An 18,431-nucleotide genomic window follows, 5' to 3' on the forward strand; every position below is an offset into this window, starting at 1 on the left:
AATTATTCCCCTTTAATCGCTTTAGTTAAATTCTTGAACTTACTTCCTAAGAAGTCGAGAGAGGCTTGATGCCTAATTTGGTTTTGCATGAAAAGGTTTCTTTCCAAATCCAAATCAACCGTGTTGCCATCTCCTGTATCAGGTTGTGTAGGAATTCGATACTTCGTTTCCCCGTTCACCGTTGTTGAGGCAGAAATGTGCCGACCATCTGTACGGCTAAGACCAATGCTTGCCCCAGAACTTGCCGCTTGCAGTGATTTCTTAAAGTCTAATCCCTTTGCTTTATACCCAGGCGTGTTTGCTTGCGCGATATTGGTGGAAAGCACCTCAGCGTTACGCTCACGTACACCAACTGTGTGCTGGTGAATGCCCAAAGCATTGTCAAAAGAAATAGCCATGTAAACCTCAACTCAAGAACTGACTGTTATGAAATAACCAAAGCAATATATATACCAACTTTTAAAACAAAGCGGTCTATCAATACTTTTACAGGTTACTCGTAGGTAAACTTGCAATATACAAGCCAAAAAATAGAGTAAATTGGAATGTCACTCTGACTTAAAGATATAGCTTAAGCAGGAAAAAGAAAACCCAGCACTTGGCTGGGTTTTGAATTTAAGCAGTAACGTCGCACCTTATACTGGTGCTATTCATTACTTTAATTTGTAGATGATGCCTGGATTACAGCGAACCATTTCAAAACGATCCGTTAAGCCTGTTAACGATTCAGACGCACCCAATAGTAGGTAACCACCAGGGTTGAGGCTGTTTGCCATCTGGTTAAGTACCTTTGACTTCATATCAGGTGAGAAGTAAATCAGCACGTTACGACAGAAAATGATGTCGAACTTGCCTAACAATGCATAGCTGTCCATCAAGTTTTGAGGACGGAAGTTCACCATGCGCTTCACGTTGTCTTTCACTTTCATACGACCATCACCCGCATCTTCAAAGAAGGTACGACGACGCTCAGGAGAAAGTCCGCGTCCCAAAGCTAGGTTGTCGTACGCGCCCGTGCGGCACATATCCAACATACTTGCTGAGATGTCAGTTGCGGTAATCGATACATTTGGCAGCATACCCGGCTTACGAGCTTGAGTTTCAAGAATCGTCATTGCCATTGAGTATGCTTCTTGGCCTGAAGAGCTTGCGGCAGACCAAATCTTAATAGGACGTTTATTTGCCGCTATTTCCGGTAGAAGCTTATCCGCAAGCACAGCAAACGGGTAAGTATCACGGAACCAAAGTGTCTCGTTCGTCGTCATGGCATCGACAGCAGCCACACGCAGCTCACGGTTTCGACCTGTTACTACATCTCTCAACAAATCAGATAACGAAGCTAACTTAAACTTCGTTACTAATGGGCTTAAACGACTGCGCACTAAATACTGCTTGCTGTCACCTAATACAATGCCACATTGAGATTCTAAGAAACGGCTGAAATCGCGATACTCTTGATCACTTATTGTTATAGCAGTCATTAATGTCTCTTTTAGTTAGTTAACGCAGCTTTTACCGCTGCACCAAGCTCATCAGGGTTGAATTTCGCGATGAAGGAGTTAGCTCCTACGCGTTCAACCATGGCTTGGTTAAATACACCACTCAATGATGAGTGTAAAATTACGTATAAATCTTTAAGTTCGGCGTGACGACGAATCTCAGCAGTTAGCGTGTATCCATCCATCTCTGGCATTTCGATATCTGAAATCACCAACGAAATCTGGTCGTAAATACTGCCTTCTGATGACATCTGCACCAGCTTCTCATAGGCCTCTTTACCATCTTTCACTGAGATAACTTCAAAGCCAATTGACTCAATAGCACGTTGGACCTGCTTACGAGCAACGGTCGAGTCATCAGCGATCAAAATGCGACGAACCAGTTCTTTCTCTTGTTCTACTTTCGCAATGTCTTCAGCAATCTTGCTGTCCATTGTTTCATCAACAGGAGAAATTTCTGCAAGGATCTTCTCAACATCGAGAATTTCTACCAATTCATTGTCAATGTTGGTTACCGCTGTCAGGTAGTTAGCTCTACCTGCGCCATCCGGTGGCGGAAGAATCGATTCCCAGTGCATGTTAATAATGCGCTCTACTGAACTTACCAAGAAACCTTGAATGGTTCGGTTAAACTCAGAGATAACCACAAAACACTTTTCAACATCCGTTGTAGGACGGCCACCAATCGCTAAGCTCAAGTCGATCACAGAGATCGTTTGGCCACGAATGTGTGCGACACCTTTAACCAGTGGGTTCAAGTTTGGCATCTTCGTCAGCTTAGGGCATTGAAGCACTTCTTTTACTTTAAAGACATTAATGCCGTAACGCTGACGCCCCATTAGGCGAAAGGTTAGTAATTCTAATCGGTTTTGACCGACGAGTTGCGTACGCTGATTCACCGAATCAAGAATACCCGTCATGAGCTCATCTCCATATCAAACTTTTTTGGATAAAAAGTGTTAGTCTACTGCAGGCTACGAACCACTAGAGAAACGGAATGATGTATTATAAAACAAATCTGCCGCTTTTTTCCATAGCAATGTGTAGAGCTACTTTTAAAACTGTCGCTAAGTTTATCGGCATTTTATCAATATTGTTTAGTTTTTTTGTACAAGCTGCGACCCCAGAACAAATTGAGATGATTCAGTCTGCAGCAGAACAACATATCCTTGATACGGTAGAGCAGCCACAAGGCGGCGAACTCTTTGTTAATTCAGCAAATGTTGATTCAAGAATCAAAGCGACAGACTGCCCAATTCCTTTAGAGACCAGCGCCTCAACCACCACCAATACCCGCAGCAGTATTACGGTTTTAGTGCAATGTGTTCCTGATGAGTGGCGCGTTTATGTACCCGTGCGTCTTTCGATGTCGGTGCCCCTTGTCACCACCACTCGTTCACTCGCGAGAGGCGAAATCGTCGGTCAATACGATGTCACCACCGCTATGATTTCTCTTAACAAGTTTCGTCGCCAAGGTTTCACAGCCCCACAACAAGTCATCGGCGCTAAGGTAAAAAAGAACCTAAGACCGGGCGATGTTGTAGAAAGAGGTGATATCTGTGTCGTCTGCCGAAACGAGAAGGTTATCATACAGGCAGTAAAAGGTGGCATGACCATTACCACCAAAGGGACTGCGCTTACCGATGGCTCTATGGGTGATCAAGTAAGAGTGAAAAATGACAAATCACAGCGTATAATTGAAGGAATTGTTACCAGCATGTCTGAAGTCACAGTTTACTTTTAACTCTTTACTTCTAAATTGACGGTATCGTTAACGATTTCACTCTCTACTCTAACGCCAAATATGACGGCGGCGGTGTTTTGTCGCTTTTCGACTATTGAGCTAAAAATTGCTAAAGTATTCGAACCCTTGGTCGATATTGACTGTACAGGTTCCCATTTTTGAAGAAAAAGGCTTAACTATGGCAGGCATTGATAATATTCGTTCAGGGCAAACCCTAACGACCACTAACCGATCAGCAGTACGCTCTGATTCTAGTTCTGAGGCATCACGTTCTGATGTATCAACTAAATCACCAGCAAGCAAAGATGCGGTTTCACTTAGCCAACAAGGCAAAGCGATTGGTCAGCTCCACCAAGATATGGCAGCACAACCAAGCTTTGATTCTGTGAAAGTAGCAGCGATCAAAGAAGCGATTGCGAACGGTTCATACACTGTTGATCCAGAAAAACTGGCAGACAACATGATCAAGTTCGAAGATGAATTAAAAGGTCTTTAAGCCAACACTCACTTTTGATTGAAGTGATTGTCTTAAAGCATACGAGGTTATGAATAGGTTTACGTTATGGCGGCACTAGCAGATTTAGTTAATTTTCAACTTCAAAATGCCAAAGCCTTATCTGAATTATTAAGTTCAGAGAAAACCGCTATTACGAGCCGACAATCAAACGATATTGAGCGAATCGCCAAAGAAAAAGTAGTCCTTGTTGAACAATTAAGATCAACCGATCAGCGAATCGCGACCCATACCAATATCTCAGAACTGACCGAGAATCCTGAACTTGCTCAGTTAGTCACAAAGATCCAGTCGATAGTGCACGATTGCCAGCAAGCGAACCTTGTTAATGGCGAAGCCTTGAATCGAGCACACCTTAGCTTCAAAAAACTTAGCAATATGATGCAGCAAAGCCACGGTAAAATTGGCATGACCTACAATGCCGGTGGTCAAACGCATACTATTTCCACGCTGGGAACCAACGTAAAAGCCTAGTTAAGCTACCTCTTCAACAACACCCCTACTTAAGTCTGTATCTGTATCTGTATCTGTATCTGTATCTGTATCTCAGGCTATTTCTGTCGTTGTCCTTTATCAAAATTTCTAATCAGCCTTTGAACACCCTGACAAAATCGATAAACAAAAAAGCGGCAAGTATTTTCATACTTGCCGCTTTTACATCCATATTAGTTATTGGTTGCCGATATGCCATCTGGATAGCGAGTAGCAACCAATATCACTGAATATTCAATTCGAACACCGAAATTAGAACAGTGTTTGTTGTCTCTTCTCAGGTACTGCCTGAACTTCACCGTAGTTACGTAGCTGATCCATCTTGCGAATATCCAACTGAAGCTCTGTTACGTAGCTATCACCCACAGGGTAACTGCGCACCACTTCTGCGCCACGGATAACACCATCAACCGCACCTGACGTACGCTCTGTACCAAGCCGTTGATCTTCAAGTTCTGCTCGACCGCTTACTCGCATGCCGTAAACCTGTTCAGCAAGCTCACGATAAGCATCGATCTTAGAGGCTCTCATCGCACGGATACGTCTCTCTTCGTCGTTACGACCTTTCTGCTCACTGATACTCGCATAGCCAACAGCCACTAAGAAATCATCAGGTCTCATGCTCTGCAATGGCTGACAGCCAACAAGCAATAAAGCGGCAACAACAAACATTAACTTCTTCATCTCGAACTCCTAAGGGCGAAGAATAACAGTATAAGGCTGACTGATCGTTGGATCGGAACGAATGATCACGCCATCTTGAGTTCGAATACTGTTGAGAGTATCTAGGTCACGGCCAATACGGTCTGCAGGTAAGAAGCCTTGTGCCGTCGCCACTACAATTCGAGTTTGCATGCCAACAACGCGAGCATTTACTAGTACACCGCCTTCTTGGCGAAGCATGGTGCCTGTCAGTACATACTGTACGTCTTGCTCTTGAGCTAAGTCTTTCCAATCGCGGCTCAACGCAAAGTCACCTTGGTGAGTCACTTGGATAGAGCCAGTAGTTTTAAAATCAACCACCTTGAAGCCACGACGCTGAAACTGATGAATGAAGCCTTCTGATACCGAGTTGCCTAGCCAGTTCGTTGTGTCCATGTGCTGCAGGTCCACAAACGAAGTAATTGCTATTGGCGTTCTCGCTGAAATACTTGTATTCGAAATGATCAAATCTTCAGTCATACTTTCCACAAAAAAATCCATGGTATGGCGAGGGCTGTCCATCAACATAAACTGACTGCCTGAATATTCAGACTTGCCGTTATAGATCGGCGAATAAGCGCATGATGTCAGTAACATGACACTCATTACTACGAGCCATTTTTTCATTCTCTAATCTCCAGATAGTTTTAGTGCCACCTGTTCCAATATGTTCTCACCATTATTCTTTTCAATGGATTACAATGTTGGAACAGTCTTTGCTTTTCATTAATGGTTCAGATTAAGAAAAACGCACTTAAGTCAGCTTCAAGCTTATAGTTATTTGTTAAGCAATATTTATACCCAACTGGTAACGAATAGATGAAAAAAATAATTTCTTACTTATTTTCAATAAGTTCACTGATAACCATAAGCTTCAGTGCTCATGCCTCTTGGTATGAGGTTACCGGTACAGCAGCCATCGTATCGTCAGAGGAAACGGCAAGGGTCCATGCTCTGGAAGACGCGGTATATAAAGCGATCCAGTTCTCAGGAGCCGACATTGGTAGCATTGCCAACCTCACGCCCTACCTCGACGCAAACAAAAAAGAGTTTCAATTTACCAATCATGAAGTGCGCTACATCTTGGTAGAAAAAGAGAAAAAACGCAGTGGCAATATAATGATCACCGCAAGGATCGATATCTATCCTTCGGCAAATGCTTGCCATGAGAGCCAATATAAGAAGACATTTTTGGTCGGCAACATCGATGTGACTTCCCCACAGCAAGCTGTAATGGGCAGAATCTATAACATCGGTGATGATTTTGGTCATGTCGTAGATCGACAGCTGGCGCAAGAGTCTCGCAGCTTTGTTTCCGTTGGCACGACCAATTACGACATCGACAAACGTCGACCTGAAGTGATCAAGATGATCGCCCAAGACACTGGCGCACAATACATCATTGGTGGCGACATTACCGATTTAACCGCGACCATCGAGTCCAAACTGTTGAAAGACGACATCATCAATCGCCAGTTTGCGTTAGAGATGCAAGTCTTCGATGGTAAAACAGGACATCAGGTTTACAACCGTAGCTATCGTGAAGTGGCAAAGTGGCCATTTGCTAAGACCAGTGAAGTCGACACCCGCAGTGCCCGTTTCTGGGCATCAACCTACGGCAGCATGATGCTGCGTGTTAGCCGTAATATTATGTTGGACTTAGAATCGGAAGTGTCATGTAAGATCACCCTTCCAGAGGTTGCAGCGGTATTTGGTAACACTGTGACCATTGATTTAGGTCGAATGCATGGCGTACAACAAGGTGACAAGTTACAACTGTGGCACACAGGTTCGTTTATCGACCAACGCGGTTTGCCACGCAACAAGGTTTCTCAAAGCGACATCACCCTAACGGTTTCTCGCGTTTACGAAAACGAAGCGGAACTCACGATTGATCAGCCAAGCCTTGCGGGAAGCATTCAAATTGGTGATGTGATGCAGAAAATCATGTAGTTAGCGACACTCTCGTCTCAGAGTTTCTAATAAAGCCTTAGCAAAGATGCTAAGGCTTTATTTTTTTCATGGGTATTAGTTTCGGTTTTGCAGTATTTGGCGTAATCTTATTAATAACATAATCATCACTTAGCAAACTATGAGTCAGAATAATCTAATTGGTGCTACCGGTTACCGCTTTATCTCGAAAGGCAAAACCGCTTTTAAGATCCACATCCATACTCCCGAAGATACGGTGCTGCATCGGTCGGTCGGTTTTGTTCGTATGGGTGAAGACAAAGCACTAAAGAAAACCATTAAATTAAGAGATGAACTGGGCAGACAGCTTTGGGGTAAATTTTGGCCCAAAGTCCTCAAAGAGCCCTACCTAATGACGCGCCTGCCTCATAGTTTAGAACCCAAAATTGTATTCAAGCCAAATCCAACTCAGAGTGATCCTGAGCACCGCGACGAGTGCTACATCGCTAAGTGGCGCGTCTTCTCTGAGAATGGTGACTACAAGTACAAAACCAAGGTATGTTCAATCAGAAAGCACGGCCGACTTGCAGCTTATAGCCAAACCAAACGTGCGCTGCTTGATGCTCACAAAGACGTAATTGATCTACTTATATTTATGGGACGGTTGAACAGCATCGACTTAAAATAGGCTTAAATCCGATTAAGCTGACCGCCCATATTTTTCAGATACAAAAACAGCCGCACATTGCGGCTGTTTTTAATTTATGACGATCCATCGTGGCAATTTAGAGTATTGCTACATACAAAATCGATTACCTAGTTTCGGCATATCTCAGCCAGTGTCGCCAATCGGCGCTTAGACTCTTTCACATAAGGGTTGGCTTGATCCCATGCGTAACCCGCCAGAATTGAGCACACCATCTGCTTAATCTTTGGATTTGGATCTTGATAGAAAATCACATCCTGCAAAGTACCTGAGTACCACCCCTCAACATACGTTCTAAAGGTGTTTACACCAACCATCAAAGGAGCGGCATAATCGCGTTCCCAATCTACCTTCTCACCGTTAAGTTGCTTTTCGACACACTCAACCGCAAACTGTGCCGACTTCATCGCAATCGTCACGCCTGACGAGAACACCGGGTCAAGGAACTCACCAGCATTGCCAAGCAACGCGTACTTATCCGTCGCCAAATGTTTTACATTGGCAGAATAGCCACCAATTTCACCCGCAGGGTTTGGATACTCGGCGCTTGCCAGTATCTCAGCCAAGCCCGGCTCTTCCGCTGCCAGCTGTTTAATTGCAGCAATCTTGTCTTCTGGATAGGACTCAAAGAACTTAGGCTCTCCTACGACACCAAACGAAGAGACACCGTTACTAAACGGGATCAACCAATACCAAACATCAGGGTTGGTTGGATGCACAGAGATAAGAATTTTATTTCGGTCATATTCAAGATCGGTATCCACCTCTGCAATATGATCGTTAATGTGCGTAAAAATAGCTTTGCGTGGAGGGAGCGATGACGGCTCTGCCAAGTTAAGCATTTTTGGTAGCACTCGACCAAAACCACTGCCATCCAGAACGTATTGCGCTTCTATCTGATAACGCTCTCCACCCAGCACTTGTACATCTAAAATGGTGCTGTCGTCGGTGAAATTAATGCCCATTAACTCATGTTGGTAATCAATGCAGACACCCTGCGCCTCAGCCGTATCTGCCAAAACCTTATCAAAGGCACCTCGCTGAACCTGAAACGTAGTTCCAGGGCCAGAAGAGAACTTGTCTTCAAAATTAAACGCCGTATAAACGCCATTTTTGCGAAAGGCAGCGCCATCTTTGTATTGGAAGTTAGCGTTGATCACTGCGTCAGTCATCCCAGCCTGTTCAATCACTTCCATACAAGCTGGTAATAGGCTTTCACCAATAGAAAAGCGAGGGAATACGCTCTTTTCAATCACTCGAACATCGATGCCTTTTTTATGAAGTAAAGACGCAGCAATAGACCCTGATGGCCCAGCTCCGATGATCACCACTTGAGTTGATAGTTTTTTCATTATTTAAGCCATGTTTGTTATTTTTATTGCGCGCCAGCTTTCAATTCTAGAAGCGTGTGACCAAGACCGATATCGTCGGTACGCGTTACCACTTCAAAGCCCGCTTCTTCAACAATCTCTAAGAAATCTTCACAGCGGTAAAAACGACTGTTGCCATTGGCCAAGCAGGTAAAGTAGAGAGACGTCGCGTTTAAGCTATAAGAAGCCGCATCGTATTTCTGTGAATCCCAAAACAGTTCAAGGATATAGACAGTCGCATCTTCTGACATATGAGAGCGAACGCGCTTTAATATGCTCAGAATCTCCATTGGCGAGAAACAATCAAGGAACTGACTCATCCACCAAACATCCGCGCCCGTTGGCAGAGTTTGCTGTTTATCGAGCATATTCGCTGGGAATGACGTGACTCGCTCTTGATGACCATGCTTTGCCGCGTTTGCCATTGCCATTTCTAGCTGCTGTGGCAAATCAACAATCGTCACCTTAACGTCCGCATCATGGTTGCAGCATTTCATCGCCCACTTACCCGTGTTGCCGCCGATATCCACCAGCGACTTAGGTTTCTTGCTGAAGACTTTTTCAAGTAACACAGGGAACGAGCGATCCGAATAGAAGTGATCAAACTTGAACCAACTCTCTTTTGCTTTTTCTGGCAATTGAGACAAGCCTTGGTAAATGGTTTCCCAATCACCCAACTCTTTCAAGCCTGCAGGTGTGCCTTCTTCAATCGCTTCTGTTAGATGCATCATCGCGGCATAACAAACATCGGCTGTGAAATCCATGTTTGCGTTAGTCATACCATCATGCAGAAGGTAGAAACCAAGGTTAGCCATTTTGTAGTTAGGCTTTTCCCAAGTCACAATATGAGCACTTAACGCCATATCGAGCAGGACTTTCACGCCGTACTCAGAGACACCGGTCGATTCAGAGATAGACTCTGCTGGTAAACCCTCGTTGCCCGCGTCATCTAACGCTTTCAAAATGCCTAAATCACGAAGTGTACGAGCAGTATGAAAAACAATCGGAGCGAAAGACAATTTCTGCGCTTCTGTTTTTGCTTCTAATGCGTTGAATGGATCTAATTTATATTCCGACACGAAAAACCTAACTTTAAATAATAGAGAGTTACTCAGCTGCCATTTGCGCAAGCTTACGTTTAATATCAACGTTTAAGTTATTAACCCAACGGTTGTAATTACGGTGTATTTCACCATCGTCGTACTTCAAATTCTCTGATTCAACGTAAAGAATAGAGTAAAACTTATCACTATAAGGAATTTCAACCACAGCGTGGTGCGAACGAACATACAATTCAGCGCGGATCAAACCAGGCTTTATTTCTGAAACCAACCAGCCTCGATTTTCAGCAGATTCAGAAATAGCTGATTTAACCTGTTTACTTTGAAGATTCAGTGCAACTGGAGTATCCTCAACATTCATTACAGGTTGGACGCGTCCACATCCTGCAAGAACGAATATGAATAACATTGAAACTGCTATTTTTAGTAATTTCATTTAAATTCCTTATCTGTGTTTATTTATAAGCGCGCATAGTATTTAGTTAGACTCAAAGCAAATCAATACTCTATGTCAAATCAATCCCAATTAATGTCGTTTAATATTGAGAAATGGTCTGCAAATTCAGCGGGGCTCAATTCTATTGCTGAATGGCAAGCGTGGAGCACTAATTTAGATTGGCCACAAGATGGCTCAACTGAATTTAAAGCTATTCCTCCAATGATGCGCCGCCGAATGAGTGTGCAAAGCAAACTTGCTGTCCAAACCGCGTTAACCCTATTAAAAGACACCTCGATTGATTATCTGGTCTTTGCTAGCCGACATGGTGAGTTGCATCGAACCGCCACTTTGATTCAGTCGATATTAGAAGGTGACGATGCCTCACCAATGGCGTTCTCGCAGTCGGTACATAATACCGCAGCCGGTCTAACCACCATTGCCGCCAAAGCACCGATTCCACTGACTTCAATAGCCGCAGGGCAAGATACTTTCCATAACGCTCTGATCGAAGCTTATCTTTACCTTCATCAATATCCGTCGCATCGAGTGTTAGTTATCGATTTCGACCAACCTCTGCCCGAGCTCTACCAAGAGTACGAAACACAGAACTTTGCTGATTATGCGCTGGGCTTAGTGCTCACCGCTGGCAGTGAATGCTCTATTACTAGGACAGTAGAGACCAACCAAGCATCTTCCGTGTTACCACAAGGGTTAGAAATGCTCCAACATATCTTATTAGGTACAAATAAGTGGGCTATTGCTGGCAAGCACCAAACTTGGTCTTGGGTAAATAACACCGAGACAGGTACAGCGTAATGAGCAGAGTAGACCAGTATTGGCGAGTATTCGCGACAGGCCTCTGCTTTACCATCTTTGGTTTGGGTGGCTTAGTATTGAGCTTCTTAATCTTACCGACTATCGCGCTAACCACTCCAAATACCATTAAAAGAGAGCTTAAAGCACAGCGATTAATCCGTTTCTCATTCAATGCGTTTTGCCAGATCATGAAGTTCACCGGAGCAATCGATTACCGAATTGATGGTGCAGAACTACTGCGTAACGACCGTAACTGCATTATCGTCGCAAACCACCCAAGTTTGATTGACTATGTGCTGATCGCCTCCCAACTTCCTCAATGTGATTGCCTCGTCAAAGCGGCCATTTGGGAAAACCCTTTTATGAAAAGGATTGTCAAAGCGGCAGGTTATATACCGAACCAAGCCCCTGACGATCTTTTAGAGCGCTGTGAAGAACGCTTCTCACGTGGCAATGTCCTGCTGATTTTTCCCGAAGGAACTCGCACAACGCCAGGAATTGAACCATCCTTACAGCGTGGGGCGGCACAAATCGCGACTCGAACACAAACCGATTTACGCGTGATTCATATTACGGTTTCTCCGACATTCTTAACGAAAGAGAAAAAATGGTATCAAGTTCCTGCGTCGAAGCCCTTTTTTCATGTCGCGGTGAAAGGTAAAATAGAAGTCGAACCATTTATTGAAGGCTCAAATAATTTAACTTCGGCAGCAAGGCGCCTTAATCATCATCTTGCACAAACAATTTTCCCTTCCGAAGAAAACATTTAGCGTATCAATAACATAACAGGCGATATCGGCATTTCGAAAATACCTCATATAATGTAGAATCACCCCTTTAAAGCAGCATTCAGATAAAGCATTAAGTAGGCCAAAGTGGAAACATTACACAACGAACTGAAACAACTGATCATCGACGCATTGAACCTTGAAGACATGAGCATTGATGAGATTGAAACGGAAGCTCCACTATTTGGTGATGGACTTGGACTAGACTCTATCGATGCCCTTGAGCTTGGCCTTGCTATCAAGAAAAAGTACAACATTGTTATCGATGCAGATGATTCAAACACTCGACAGCACTTTGCGTCAGTTGAAAATCTAGCGAACTACATCTCTTCTCAAACGAATAACTAGACAGATCTTTATGACACAAGCTAACCAACAAGAAGTATACAACCAGGTTAAAGATGCGCTTATTGAGCTGTTCGAGCTTGATGCTGAAGATATCACCCCTGAAGCTCATCTCTATCTTGATCTAGACCTAGACAGCATTGATGCCGTTGATTTGGTCGTTCACCTACAGAACGTCACAGGTAAGAAGATCAAACCTGAAGAGTTCAAAGCAGTGCGCACCGTTAATGACGTTGTCGAATCTGTGGTTGAACTATTGAAGGACGCCTAATGCGTCCTCTGCTGACTTTACTGTCGGCAATTATACTTTTCACTTATCCAATAGCGGTTTACTTTGGACTCAACAAGTTTGGCTTACAAACCGTTGGTATTGCCTTAGCCGCTATCTTTGCTGTACGCATTTTCACCGGCGGTCAGGCTAAAATCAAAGAGCTAAAACACCTAGCTTGGATCAGTGGAAGTGCCGGTATTGTTCTGCTGGCTTTAGGCTTAGCCTTTAAGCAACACGGCTGGCTAACCTATTATCCCGTTATCGTTAATGTTTGTATGCTGGTTGTATTCGCTTCGAGCCTATGGCAACCACAAACGATTATCGAACGTCTTGCTCGCCTTCAAGAGCCTGAACTTCCGCAAAGTGGCGTTGATTACACACGAAAAGTCACCAAAGTGTGGTGCTTGTTCTTTGTTATCAATGGCTCTATTGCCCTTTACACCTGCTTCCAACCGCTAGAAGTATGGACCCTATACAATGGCTTACTCAGCTATCTGTTTGCAGGGTTACTCTTTGCAGGAGAGTGGGTAGTAAGACAGCGCATTCGTCAGAGTTAAATTGTTATGACCCAAACCGTATCTTACACCTCGTTGTCTGAGCTTCTCAGCCAGGACAGAGCCCCTGAATCTATTGTCTGCTTTGACGACAATAGCGAGATTACGTGGCAAACATTTAACGACTACTTATCTCAACTCGTACAATTTTTGTCTTTATCCCCTTTTCAACGAATCGCGATTTGTACCCAAGACAGCTACCTATTTGCGGTGGCCTTTTTGGCATGTGCAGCAGCCAACAAACACATCATCTTACCGGGCAACTACCAGCCATGTGCGCTTGCTGAGTTAAGTAAGCAGTTTGATTGCCTGCTAGTTGATAACTCGATTGGCGAAGTTGAGGTGAGTGACGTTCGTAATATCCAAACCTTATTGGATTCAAACACTGAAGCACAAAAACCTCTAACCGAGAATCTTACGACCATTGATTTGGCAACAGTCCCATTAACTCTGTTCACTTCAGGTTCAAGTGGCACGCCAAAAGCGATAGATAAAACGTTAGAACACCTCGATATTGAGACCGCTCAGTTACACAAGAACTGGGGGGAGTTACTCAAGGGAAACCAAATCCAAAGCACAGTTTCTCATCAACATATCTATGGTTTGCTGTTTAGAATCTTATGGCCACTATGCTCTGGTGTTCCATTTGCTCGACACAACCTTGAATACCCAGAACAGATCTTATCTCACGCAAATCAAAACTGTGTACTGATCAGCAGCCCAGCGCTACTTAAACGATTAAAGCATGAGACCAACAAGGTACAACTTGCAGGAATCTTCTCTTCGGGTGGTCCATTGCCTACCGAGTCGGCTCACCAGTCACGAGATCTACTAGGACATTTACCTATCGAGGTATTTGGCAGCACAGAGACCGGTGGCATCGCCTTTCGCCAACAAGAGAGCGCTCAAACCCCTTGGCAACTTTTTGAGTGTATTGAGGCTAGTCTCAACAGTGAGAATTGCATTAAGTTATTGTCGCCCTACATCGATAAGAATAGCTGGTATCAAACCGCTGATGAATGCGAAATGGTCTCGGATAATCAATTCATATTGAAAGGCCGAACCGACCGCGTGATCAAGATAGAAGAAAAACGAGTATCACTGGTTGAAGTGGAGAAACGACTGGAGCAACTGCCTTGGATAAGCGAATGCGTGGTGATTCCATTTGAGGAGCCTGAGCGATTAATCTTAGCCTCTGTTTTGGTATTATCAGATGAAGGCCAAGCCGCTCTATCGACCATGAGCAAAGGCAAATTCTGGTTGATGCTGCGTACAGAGCTCAGAAAGTGGTTAGAGCCAATCGCTATCCCACGAAAGTATCGTATTGTTGATGAGATTCCTCTCAACAGCCAAGGCAAGCGATTAACGTCTCACATAGAACAGCTAATAAAATCATAGAAACCGCTGATCGTATTTTACACTGAGATTATCTTTTTATATTTTTGTCAAAGAACCAATATTTGCCCAAGGATTCTAAGCACGCCCTATGGATAAAAGAAAACCAAACATCATTGCTGTAGACACGGTAGAAAATGAATCGACCCTGACACTTCATGTTAGCGGAGATATCACCGATTTTAAGGGGCACTTCAAGAGCTTCCCTATTCTACCTGGCGTCACGCAAATTGATTGGGCACTTCACTACGCAATCCAAGAGTTAGGCGTTCCTGGTTTCTTTAAAGGAATGGAAGTCATCAAGTTCCAAGAGCCTATCCTGCCTGATGCTACAATCCAGCTATCACTCAAATGGGATGCTGACAAAGACAAGCTGAGCTTCAGTTACACCTCAAACAACGGTGAACAGACCCACTCTTCAGGCAAAATGAAGCTGGGAGAGAAAAGTGAATAGCACTCCCGTCGAGGCTACTTCTCAACACCACACAAAAGAAAGCAGCTACAAGGCTTGCTTCCTTATCCCGTGCTTTAACCATGGCGCAACCATGCCGGCTGTGGTGTCGTCACTCCATCATTTTGAGTTACCGATCATCATCGTTGACGATGGCAGTGAACTCACAACAAAACAGTTTCTGTCTCCCCTAGCAGAGAATTCAAACGTAACCTTGGTGACGCTTGAACAGAACCAAGGTAAAGGCGGCGCAGTAAAAGCCGGAATCAAAAAAGCGCAGCAACTAGGCTTTAGCCACGCTATTCAGATAGATGCTGATGGGCAACACGACCTGGAAGCCTTGCCAACATTGATTGAGGCCTCACAAGCTAAGCCACAACGTCTGATATCAGGCCAGCCTATCTACGACGACAGCGTACCCAAAGCAAGGCTCTATGGGCGCTACGCGACACATATCTGGGTATGGATAGAAACCCTTTCTTTATCAATTAAAGACAGCATGTGTGGCTTTAGAGCGTATCCTATCAACCAAACTCAAACTGTGTTGAATAAGTACGATGTTGGTTCGAGAATGGACTTCGATATCGAGATTTTGGTTCGCCTGTATTGGGAAGGTTGCGACATAGACTTCGTTGAAACGCGCGTTATCTATCCTGAGAACGGCATCTCTCATTTCGATGCGCTGTGGGATAACGTCAAAATCAGTTGGATGCATACACGTCTATTCTTCGGCATGCTGCCAAGAGCACCAAAACTGATTGCTCGCCATTTCAAATCCGATTCAGCTGATAATAACCCAAATTTATCGACTGATTCAGAGCCGCAAGCTTCTGAACAACCACACTGGTCCCGCACTCAAGAACGCGGCACAGTATTAGGCATTAAGCTGTTATTAGCCATTTATACCCTGTTAGGTCGCGGTGTGTTCAACCTCATTCTGCGTGGTGTGATGCGTTACTACCACTTGACGGGCCAGCGTGCGCGAAACGCTTCCGAACAATATCTATTCCAATTAAAAGCCTATACGGAACAGCAAAATATTGAGCTCCCCGGAGAACTAACCAGTTACAACCATCTGCTTTCATTTGGCCATACGATGCTCGACAAGCTCGCGGCATGGAAAGGTGATTTCTCGGCAGATAACCTGACTATTCATGGCCAAGACCAGTTCGAGAGCATGGTGGCAAATAAGCAAGGTGTGCTAATCCTTGGATCTCACCTTGGCAATATTGAGCTGTGCCGAGCTTTGGGTCGCAGACACTCGAACATTAAAATCAACGCTCTGGTTTTCACTGAGCACGCTGAACGTTTTAATTCAGTAATGAAAGCAGTTAACCCGCAGTCTGATTTAAACCTGATTCAAGTGACATCAATGGGGCCAGATACGGCTATCTTATTACAACAGAAGTTGGAGCAAGGAGAATGGATCGTAATTGTTGGCGATAGAACTTCCACCAGCAAAGAGAGCCGCTCAGTATGGGCTGAGTTCTTAGGTAAGGAAGCTCCATTCCCTCAAGGTCCATTTATGTTAGCCTCTGTGCTAAAAGCACCCGTATTTTTACTGTTTGGCCTACGTGACGACTCACAATCTAAGCCGCATTTTAATGTCTATTTCGAGCATTTTAGCGACAAAATCGAGCTACCAAGAAAGACTCGCGAACAATCTTTACAGCAAGTCGTGCAGAAATACGCAGACCGACTTCAGCACTACACACTGCAAGCACCGCTTCAGTGGTACAACTTTTTTAACTTTTGGACATTGAGCAACCAGCACCATGACGAAAAAGAATCCAAATAGCATCACTTTTGGTGCCGAACGCCTCACGATTGAGGATGTTGTCGCTATCTCACAGGGCGCAAAAGCCTCGATGAATTCAAGTAACGAGTTCACATCTAAGATCGACCGAGGTGTCGCTTTCTTAGAACGCCTGTTGAAAGAAGAAGGCGTGATTTATGGCGTGACAACGGGTTACGGAGATTCATGTACCGTAGCAATCCCACCAAACCTTGTTGATGAATTACCATTGCATCTAACACGCTTCCACGGTTGTGGCTTGGGTGAAATACTGTCTCATGAGCAAGCTCGTGCAGTATTAGCAACGCGTCTTTGTTCGTTGTCGCAAGGTGTCTCTGGTGTGACTCACGATCTGCTCAATCAAATCGTTACCCTGATCAACCAAAATATTTCACCGCGTATTCCGCAAGAAGGTTCTGTTGGTGCTAGTGGCGACTTGACGCCTCTGTCTTACTTAGCCGCAGCACTGATTGGTGAGCGTGATGTAATCTACAAAGGTGAAGTGCGCCCAACCAGTGACGTTTACAAAGAGTTAGGCATTAACCCTATCAAGCTCAAGCCAAAAGAAGGCTTAGCATTGATGAATGGTACATCAGTGATGACGGCACTGGCTTGTATCGCCTACAAACGCGCGGAATATCTAGCTCAGCTATCAACTAAGATCACCGCAATGGTATCTGTCGGCATGCATGGCAACGACTTCCACTTCGATGAAGCGCTATTTGCTGTTAAACCACATCCAGGCCAGCAGCAAGTTGCGGCATGGCTGCGCGATGATCTACAAGCGGATCGCCCGCCACGTAACAGTGATCGACTCCAAGATCGTTACTCTCTGCGCTGTGCTCCACATGTTATCGGCGTGGTTCAAGACTCTCTGCCTTGGCTACGCCAAATGATCGAGAACGAGCTAAACAGTGCCAACGACAACCCGATTATCGATGGTGATAATGAACGCGTACTGCATGGTGGACACTTCTACGGTGGACACATTGCAATGGCGATGGATACGTTAAAAACTGCAGTTGCGAACCTTGCTGATCTGCTTGACCGTCAAATGGCTCAGCTGATGGACTACAAGTTCAACAACGGTTTGCCATTCAACCTAACGGGTGCTGAAGGCGAACGTAAGCCAATCAACCACGGCTTTAAAGCAGTACAGATTGGCGTTTCAGCTTGGACAGCAGAAGCATTGAAACACACCATGCCAGCAAGCGTATTCTCTCGCTCAACTGAGTGTCACAACCAAGATAAAGTGAGTATGGGCACCATCGCAGCTCGTGACTGTTTACGCGTTCTAGAGCTAACCGAACAAGTGGCAGCAGCGTCACTACTGGCGGGGACACAAGCACTCGAACTTCGTAAGCGCCACAATGAGCTTGATGAGCACCACATGAGTGAGAACCTCAAGCACATTCGCGACGAAGTGCTTAAAGAGTTTGAATTTATCGTAGAAGATCGACCACTTGAAGGCGATCTACGCCACTTCATTGCTCGTATTCAAAGTCAGCATTGGTCACTTTATTAAAAGAACTTTACTCATAGAGTAGTTAACTTCATAAAGTAGCCACCCTTTACGCA

At 44.5% G+C, this 18,431-nt stretch carries 22 protein-coding genes; 14 read left to right on the top strand and 8 right to left on the bottom strand.

Annotated features, from left to right (window positions below):
- Nucleotides 1–2 precede the first annotated feature (2 nt).
- The 3 genes from flgB to CWO27_RS21150 all read right to left on the bottom strand — a co-directional run bounded on the left by flgB (nt 3) and on the right by CWO27_RS21150 (nt 2,419).
- Nucleotides 3–398 carry a flagellar basal body rod protein FlgB gene (flgB, locus tag CWO27_RS21140; RefSeq protein WP_004736175.1) on the bottom strand — a complete coding sequence of 132 codons (396 nt, stop codon included), beginning with the start codon at nt 396–398 and terminating at the stop codon, nt 3–5.
- Nucleotides 399–653: 255 nt separating this feature from the next.
- Nucleotides 654–1,481 (bottom strand): protein-glutamate O-methyltransferase, encoded by an 828-nt coding sequence (locus CWO27_RS21145; protein ID WP_004736174.1) that lies wholly within the window; start codon nt 1,479–1,481, stop codon nt 654–656.
- 11 nt (nt 1,482–1,492) lie between these two features.
- Nucleotides 1,493–2,419, bottom strand: coding sequence for a chemotaxis protein CheV (locus CWO27_RS21150; RefSeq protein ID WP_048609568.1), 927 nt, complete (start codon nt 2,417–2,419; stop codon nt 1,493–1,495).
- Nucleotides 2,420–2,496: 77 nt separating this feature from the next.
- Between CWO27_RS21150 and flgA the strand changes: the two genes are divergently transcribed.
- From flgA to CWO27_RS21165, 3 genes are all read left to right on the top strand, one after another.
- Complete coding sequence (gene flgA / locus CWO27_RS21155) at nt 2,497–3,243, top strand: flagellar basal body P-ring formation chaperone FlgA (protein WP_048659809.1); 747 nt, start codon at nt 2,497–2,499, stop codon at nt 3,241–3,243.
- Nucleotides 3,244–3,421: 178 nt separating this feature from the next.
- Complete coding sequence (flgM, locus tag CWO27_RS21160; protein ID WP_017062263.1) at nt 3,422–3,739, top strand: flagellar biosynthesis anti-sigma factor FlgM; 318 nt, start codon at nt 3,422–3,424, stop codon at nt 3,737–3,739.
- Between the two features lie 66 nt (nt 3,740–3,805).
- Nucleotides 3,806–4,231, top strand: coding sequence for a flagella synthesis protein FlgN (locus tag CWO27_RS21165; protein WP_017062264.1), 426 nt, complete (start codon nt 3,806–3,808; stop codon nt 4,229–4,231).
- A 270-nt stretch (nt 4,232–4,501) separates the two neighbouring features.
- Here CWO27_RS21165 and flgP read toward each other — a convergent pair whose 3' ends face one another.
- Nucleotides 4,502–4,933, bottom strand: a complete 432-nt coding sequence (gene flgP / locus CWO27_RS21170; RefSeq protein ID WP_016791311.1) for a flagellar assembly lipoprotein FlgP — start codon at nt 4,931–4,933, stop codon at nt 4,502–4,504.
- A 9-nt stretch (nt 4,934–4,942) separates the two neighbouring features.
- Nucleotides 4,943–5,578 (bottom strand): FlgO family outer membrane protein, encoded by a 636-nt coding sequence (locus CWO27_RS21175; protein ID WP_017064137.1) that lies wholly within the window; start codon nt 5,576–5,578, stop codon nt 4,943–4,945.
- 192 nt (nt 5,579–5,770) lie between these two features.
- Here CWO27_RS21175 and CWO27_RS21180 point away from each other — a divergent pair, with 192 nt between their 5' ends.
- Both CWO27_RS21180 and CWO27_RS21185 read left to right on the top strand, forming a co-directional pair.
- On the top strand, nt 5,771–6,904 hold the full coding sequence (locus CWO27_RS21180) for a flagellar assembly protein FlgT (RefSeq protein ID WP_017062267.1): 1,134 nt from the start codon (nt 5,771–5,773) through the stop codon (nt 6,902–6,904).
- 139 nt (nt 6,905–7,043) lie between these two features.
- The gene (locus CWO27_RS21185; RefSeq protein ID WP_017062268.1) at nt 7,044–7,550 is read left to right on the top strand and encodes a hypothetical protein; all 507 of its coding nucleotides are present in this window, start codon (nt 7,044–7,046) and stop codon (nt 7,548–7,550) included.
- A gap of 128 nt (nt 7,551–7,678) precedes the next feature.
- Here CWO27_RS21185 and CWO27_RS21190 read toward each other — a convergent pair whose 3' ends face one another.
- Genes CWO27_RS21190 through CWO27_RS21200 form a run of 3 tightly spaced genes read right to left on the bottom strand, consistent with a single transcriptional unit; the run spans nt 7,679 to nt 10,435 of the window.
- Nucleotides 7,679–8,920: an NAD(P)/FAD-dependent oxidoreductase gene (locus tag CWO27_RS21190; RefSeq protein ID WP_017062269.1), complete on the bottom strand. Its 1,242-nt coding sequence runs from the start codon at nt 8,918–8,920 to the stop codon at nt 7,679–7,681.
- Between the two features lie 23 nt (nt 8,921–8,943).
- Nucleotides 8,944–10,017, bottom strand: coding sequence for a methyltransferase (locus tag CWO27_RS21195; RefSeq protein WP_102480666.1), 1,074 nt, complete (start codon nt 10,015–10,017; stop codon nt 8,944–8,946).
- Nucleotides 10,018–10,045: 28 nt separating this feature from the next.
- Nucleotides 10,046–10,435 carry a hypothetical protein gene (locus CWO27_RS21200; RefSeq protein ID WP_017062271.1) on the bottom strand — a complete coding sequence of 130 codons (390 nt, stop codon included), beginning with the start codon at nt 10,433–10,435 and terminating at the stop codon, nt 10,046–10,048.
- 72 nt (nt 10,436–10,507) lie between these two features.
- Between CWO27_RS21200 and CWO27_RS21205 the strand changes: the two genes are divergently transcribed.
- From CWO27_RS21205 to CWO27_RS21245, 9 genes are all read left to right on the top strand, one after another.
- Nucleotides 10,508–11,254, top strand: coding sequence for a beta-ketoacyl synthase chain length factor (locus CWO27_RS21205; RefSeq protein ID WP_170960835.1), 747 nt, complete (start codon nt 10,508–10,510; stop codon nt 11,252–11,254).
- Nucleotides 11,254–12,024 carry a lysophospholipid acyltransferase family protein gene (locus CWO27_RS21210; RefSeq protein WP_048661930.1) on the top strand — a complete coding sequence of 257 codons (771 nt, stop codon included), beginning with the start codon at nt 11,254–11,256 and terminating at the stop codon, nt 12,022–12,024. Before CWO27_RS21205 ends, CWO27_RS21210 begins: the two co-directional genes overlap by 1 nt.
- A 105-nt stretch (nt 12,025–12,129) precedes the next feature.
- Nucleotides 12,130–12,390, top strand: a complete 261-nt coding sequence (locus CWO27_RS21215; protein WP_004736154.1) for a phosphopantetheine-binding protein — start codon at nt 12,130–12,132, stop codon at nt 12,388–12,390.
- A 10-nt stretch (nt 12,391–12,400) separates the two neighbouring features.
- On the top strand, nt 12,401–12,658 hold the full coding sequence (locus tag CWO27_RS21220) for an acyl carrier protein (protein ID WP_004739745.1): 258 nt from the start codon (nt 12,401–12,403) through the stop codon (nt 12,656–12,658).
- Complete coding sequence (locus CWO27_RS21225) at nt 12,658–13,215, top strand: septation protein IspZ (protein WP_017062274.1); 558 nt, start codon at nt 12,658–12,660, stop codon at nt 13,213–13,215. The genes CWO27_RS21220 and CWO27_RS21225 overlap by 1 nt, the downstream gene beginning before the upstream one ends.
- Nucleotides 13,216–13,221: 6 nt before the next feature.
- Complete coding sequence (locus CWO27_RS21230) at nt 13,222–14,610, top strand: AMP-binding protein (protein ID WP_107899471.1); 1,389 nt, start codon at nt 13,222–13,224, stop codon at nt 14,608–14,610.
- A gap of 88 nt (nt 14,611–14,698) precedes the next feature.
- Nucleotides 14,699–15,061, top strand: a complete 363-nt coding sequence (locus CWO27_RS21235) for an ApeI family dehydratase (RefSeq protein WP_048659801.1) — start codon at nt 14,699–14,701, stop codon at nt 15,059–15,061.
- Complete coding sequence (locus CWO27_RS21240; protein ID WP_107899472.1) at nt 15,054–16,856, top strand: glycosyltransferase family 2 protein; 1,803 nt, start codon at nt 15,054–15,056, stop codon at nt 16,854–16,856. Before CWO27_RS21235 ends, CWO27_RS21240 begins: the two co-directional genes overlap by 8 nt.
- A complete protein-coding gene (locus tag CWO27_RS21245; protein ID WP_107899473.1) occupies nt 16,834–18,378 on the top strand; it encodes an HAL/PAL/TAL family ammonia-lyase in 1,545 nt (514 codons plus the stop codon). Before CWO27_RS21240 ends, CWO27_RS21245 begins: the two co-directional genes overlap by 23 nt.
- Nucleotides 18,379–18,431: the final 53 nt, after the last annotated feature.

The sequence above is a fragment of the Vibrio sp. 10N.286.51.C3 genome (genome assembly GCF_003050065.1).
Lineage (GTDB): Bacteria > Pseudomonadota > Gammaproteobacteria > Enterobacterales > Vibrionaceae > Vibrio > Vibrio crassostreae.

Bases quoted from the DNA above. Each gene is read 5' to 3' on its own strand.
- CWO27_RS21205 (WP_170960835.1), top strand. From the start codon at position 10,508: ATGTCAAATCAATCCCAATTAATGTCGTTTAATATTGAGAAATGGTCT.
- CWO27_RS21175 (WP_017064137.1), bottom strand. From the start codon at position 5,578: ATGAAAAAATGGCTCGTAGTAATGAGTGTCATGTTACTGACATCATGC.
- CWO27_RS21200 (WP_017062271.1), bottom strand. From the start codon at position 10,435: ATGAAATTACTAAAAATAGCAGTTTCAATGTTATTCATATTCGTTCTT.
- CWO27_RS21180 (WP_017062267.1), top strand. From the start codon at position 5,771: ATGAAAAAAATAATTTCTTACTTATTTTCAATAAGTTCACTGATAACC.
- CWO27_RS21220 (WP_004739745.1), top strand. From the start codon at position 12,401: ATGACACAAGCTAACCAACAAGAAGTATACAACCAGGTTAAAGATGCG.
- CWO27_RS21185 (WP_017062268.1), top strand. From the start codon at position 7,044: ATGAGTCAGAATAATCTAATTGGTGCTACCGGTTACCGCTTTATCTCG.
- CWO27_RS21145 (WP_004736174.1), bottom strand. From the start codon at position 1,481: ATGACTGCTATAACAATAAGTGATCAAGAGTATCGCGATTTCAGCCGT.
- CWO27_RS21230 (WP_107899471.1), top strand. From the start codon at position 13,222: ATGACCCAAACCGTATCTTACACCTCGTTGTCTGAGCTTCTCAGCCAG.
- CWO27_RS21235 (WP_048659801.1), top strand. From the start codon at position 14,699: ATGGATAAAAGAAAACCAAACATCATTGCTGTAGACACGGTAGAAAAT.
- flgB (WP_004736175.1), bottom strand. From the start codon at position 398: ATGGCTATTTCTTTTGACAATGCTTTGGGCATTCACCAGCACACAGTT.
- CWO27_RS21210 (WP_048661930.1), top strand. From the start codon at position 11,254: ATGAGCAGAGTAGACCAGTATTGGCGAGTATTCGCGACAGGCCTCTGC.
- CWO27_RS21245 (WP_107899473.1), top strand. From the start codon at position 16,834: ATGACGAAAAAGAATCCAAATAGCATCACTTTTGGTGCCGAACGCCTC.
- CWO27_RS21165 (WP_017062264.1), top strand. From the start codon at position 3,806: ATGGCGGCACTAGCAGATTTAGTTAATTTTCAACTTCAAAATGCCAAA.
- CWO27_RS21150 (WP_048609568.1), bottom strand. From the start codon at position 2,419: ATGACGGGTATTCTTGATTCGGTGAATCAGCGTACGCAACTCGTCGGT.
- CWO27_RS21225 (WP_017062274.1), top strand. From the start codon at position 12,658: ATGCGTCCTCTGCTGACTTTACTGTCGGCAATTATACTTTTCACTTAT.
- flgM (WP_017062263.1), top strand. From the start codon at position 3,422: ATGGCAGGCATTGATAATATTCGTTCAGGGCAAACCCTAACGACCACT.
- flgA (WP_048659809.1), top strand. From the start codon at position 2,497: ATGATGTATTATAAAACAAATCTGCCGCTTTTTTCCATAGCAATGTGT.
- CWO27_RS21190 (WP_017062269.1), bottom strand. From the start codon at position 8,920: ATGAAAAAACTATCAACTCAAGTGGTGATCATCGGAGCTGGGCCATCA.
- flgP (WP_016791311.1), bottom strand. From the start codon at position 4,933: ATGAAGAAGTTAATGTTTGTTGTTGCCGCTTTATTGCTTGTTGGCTGT.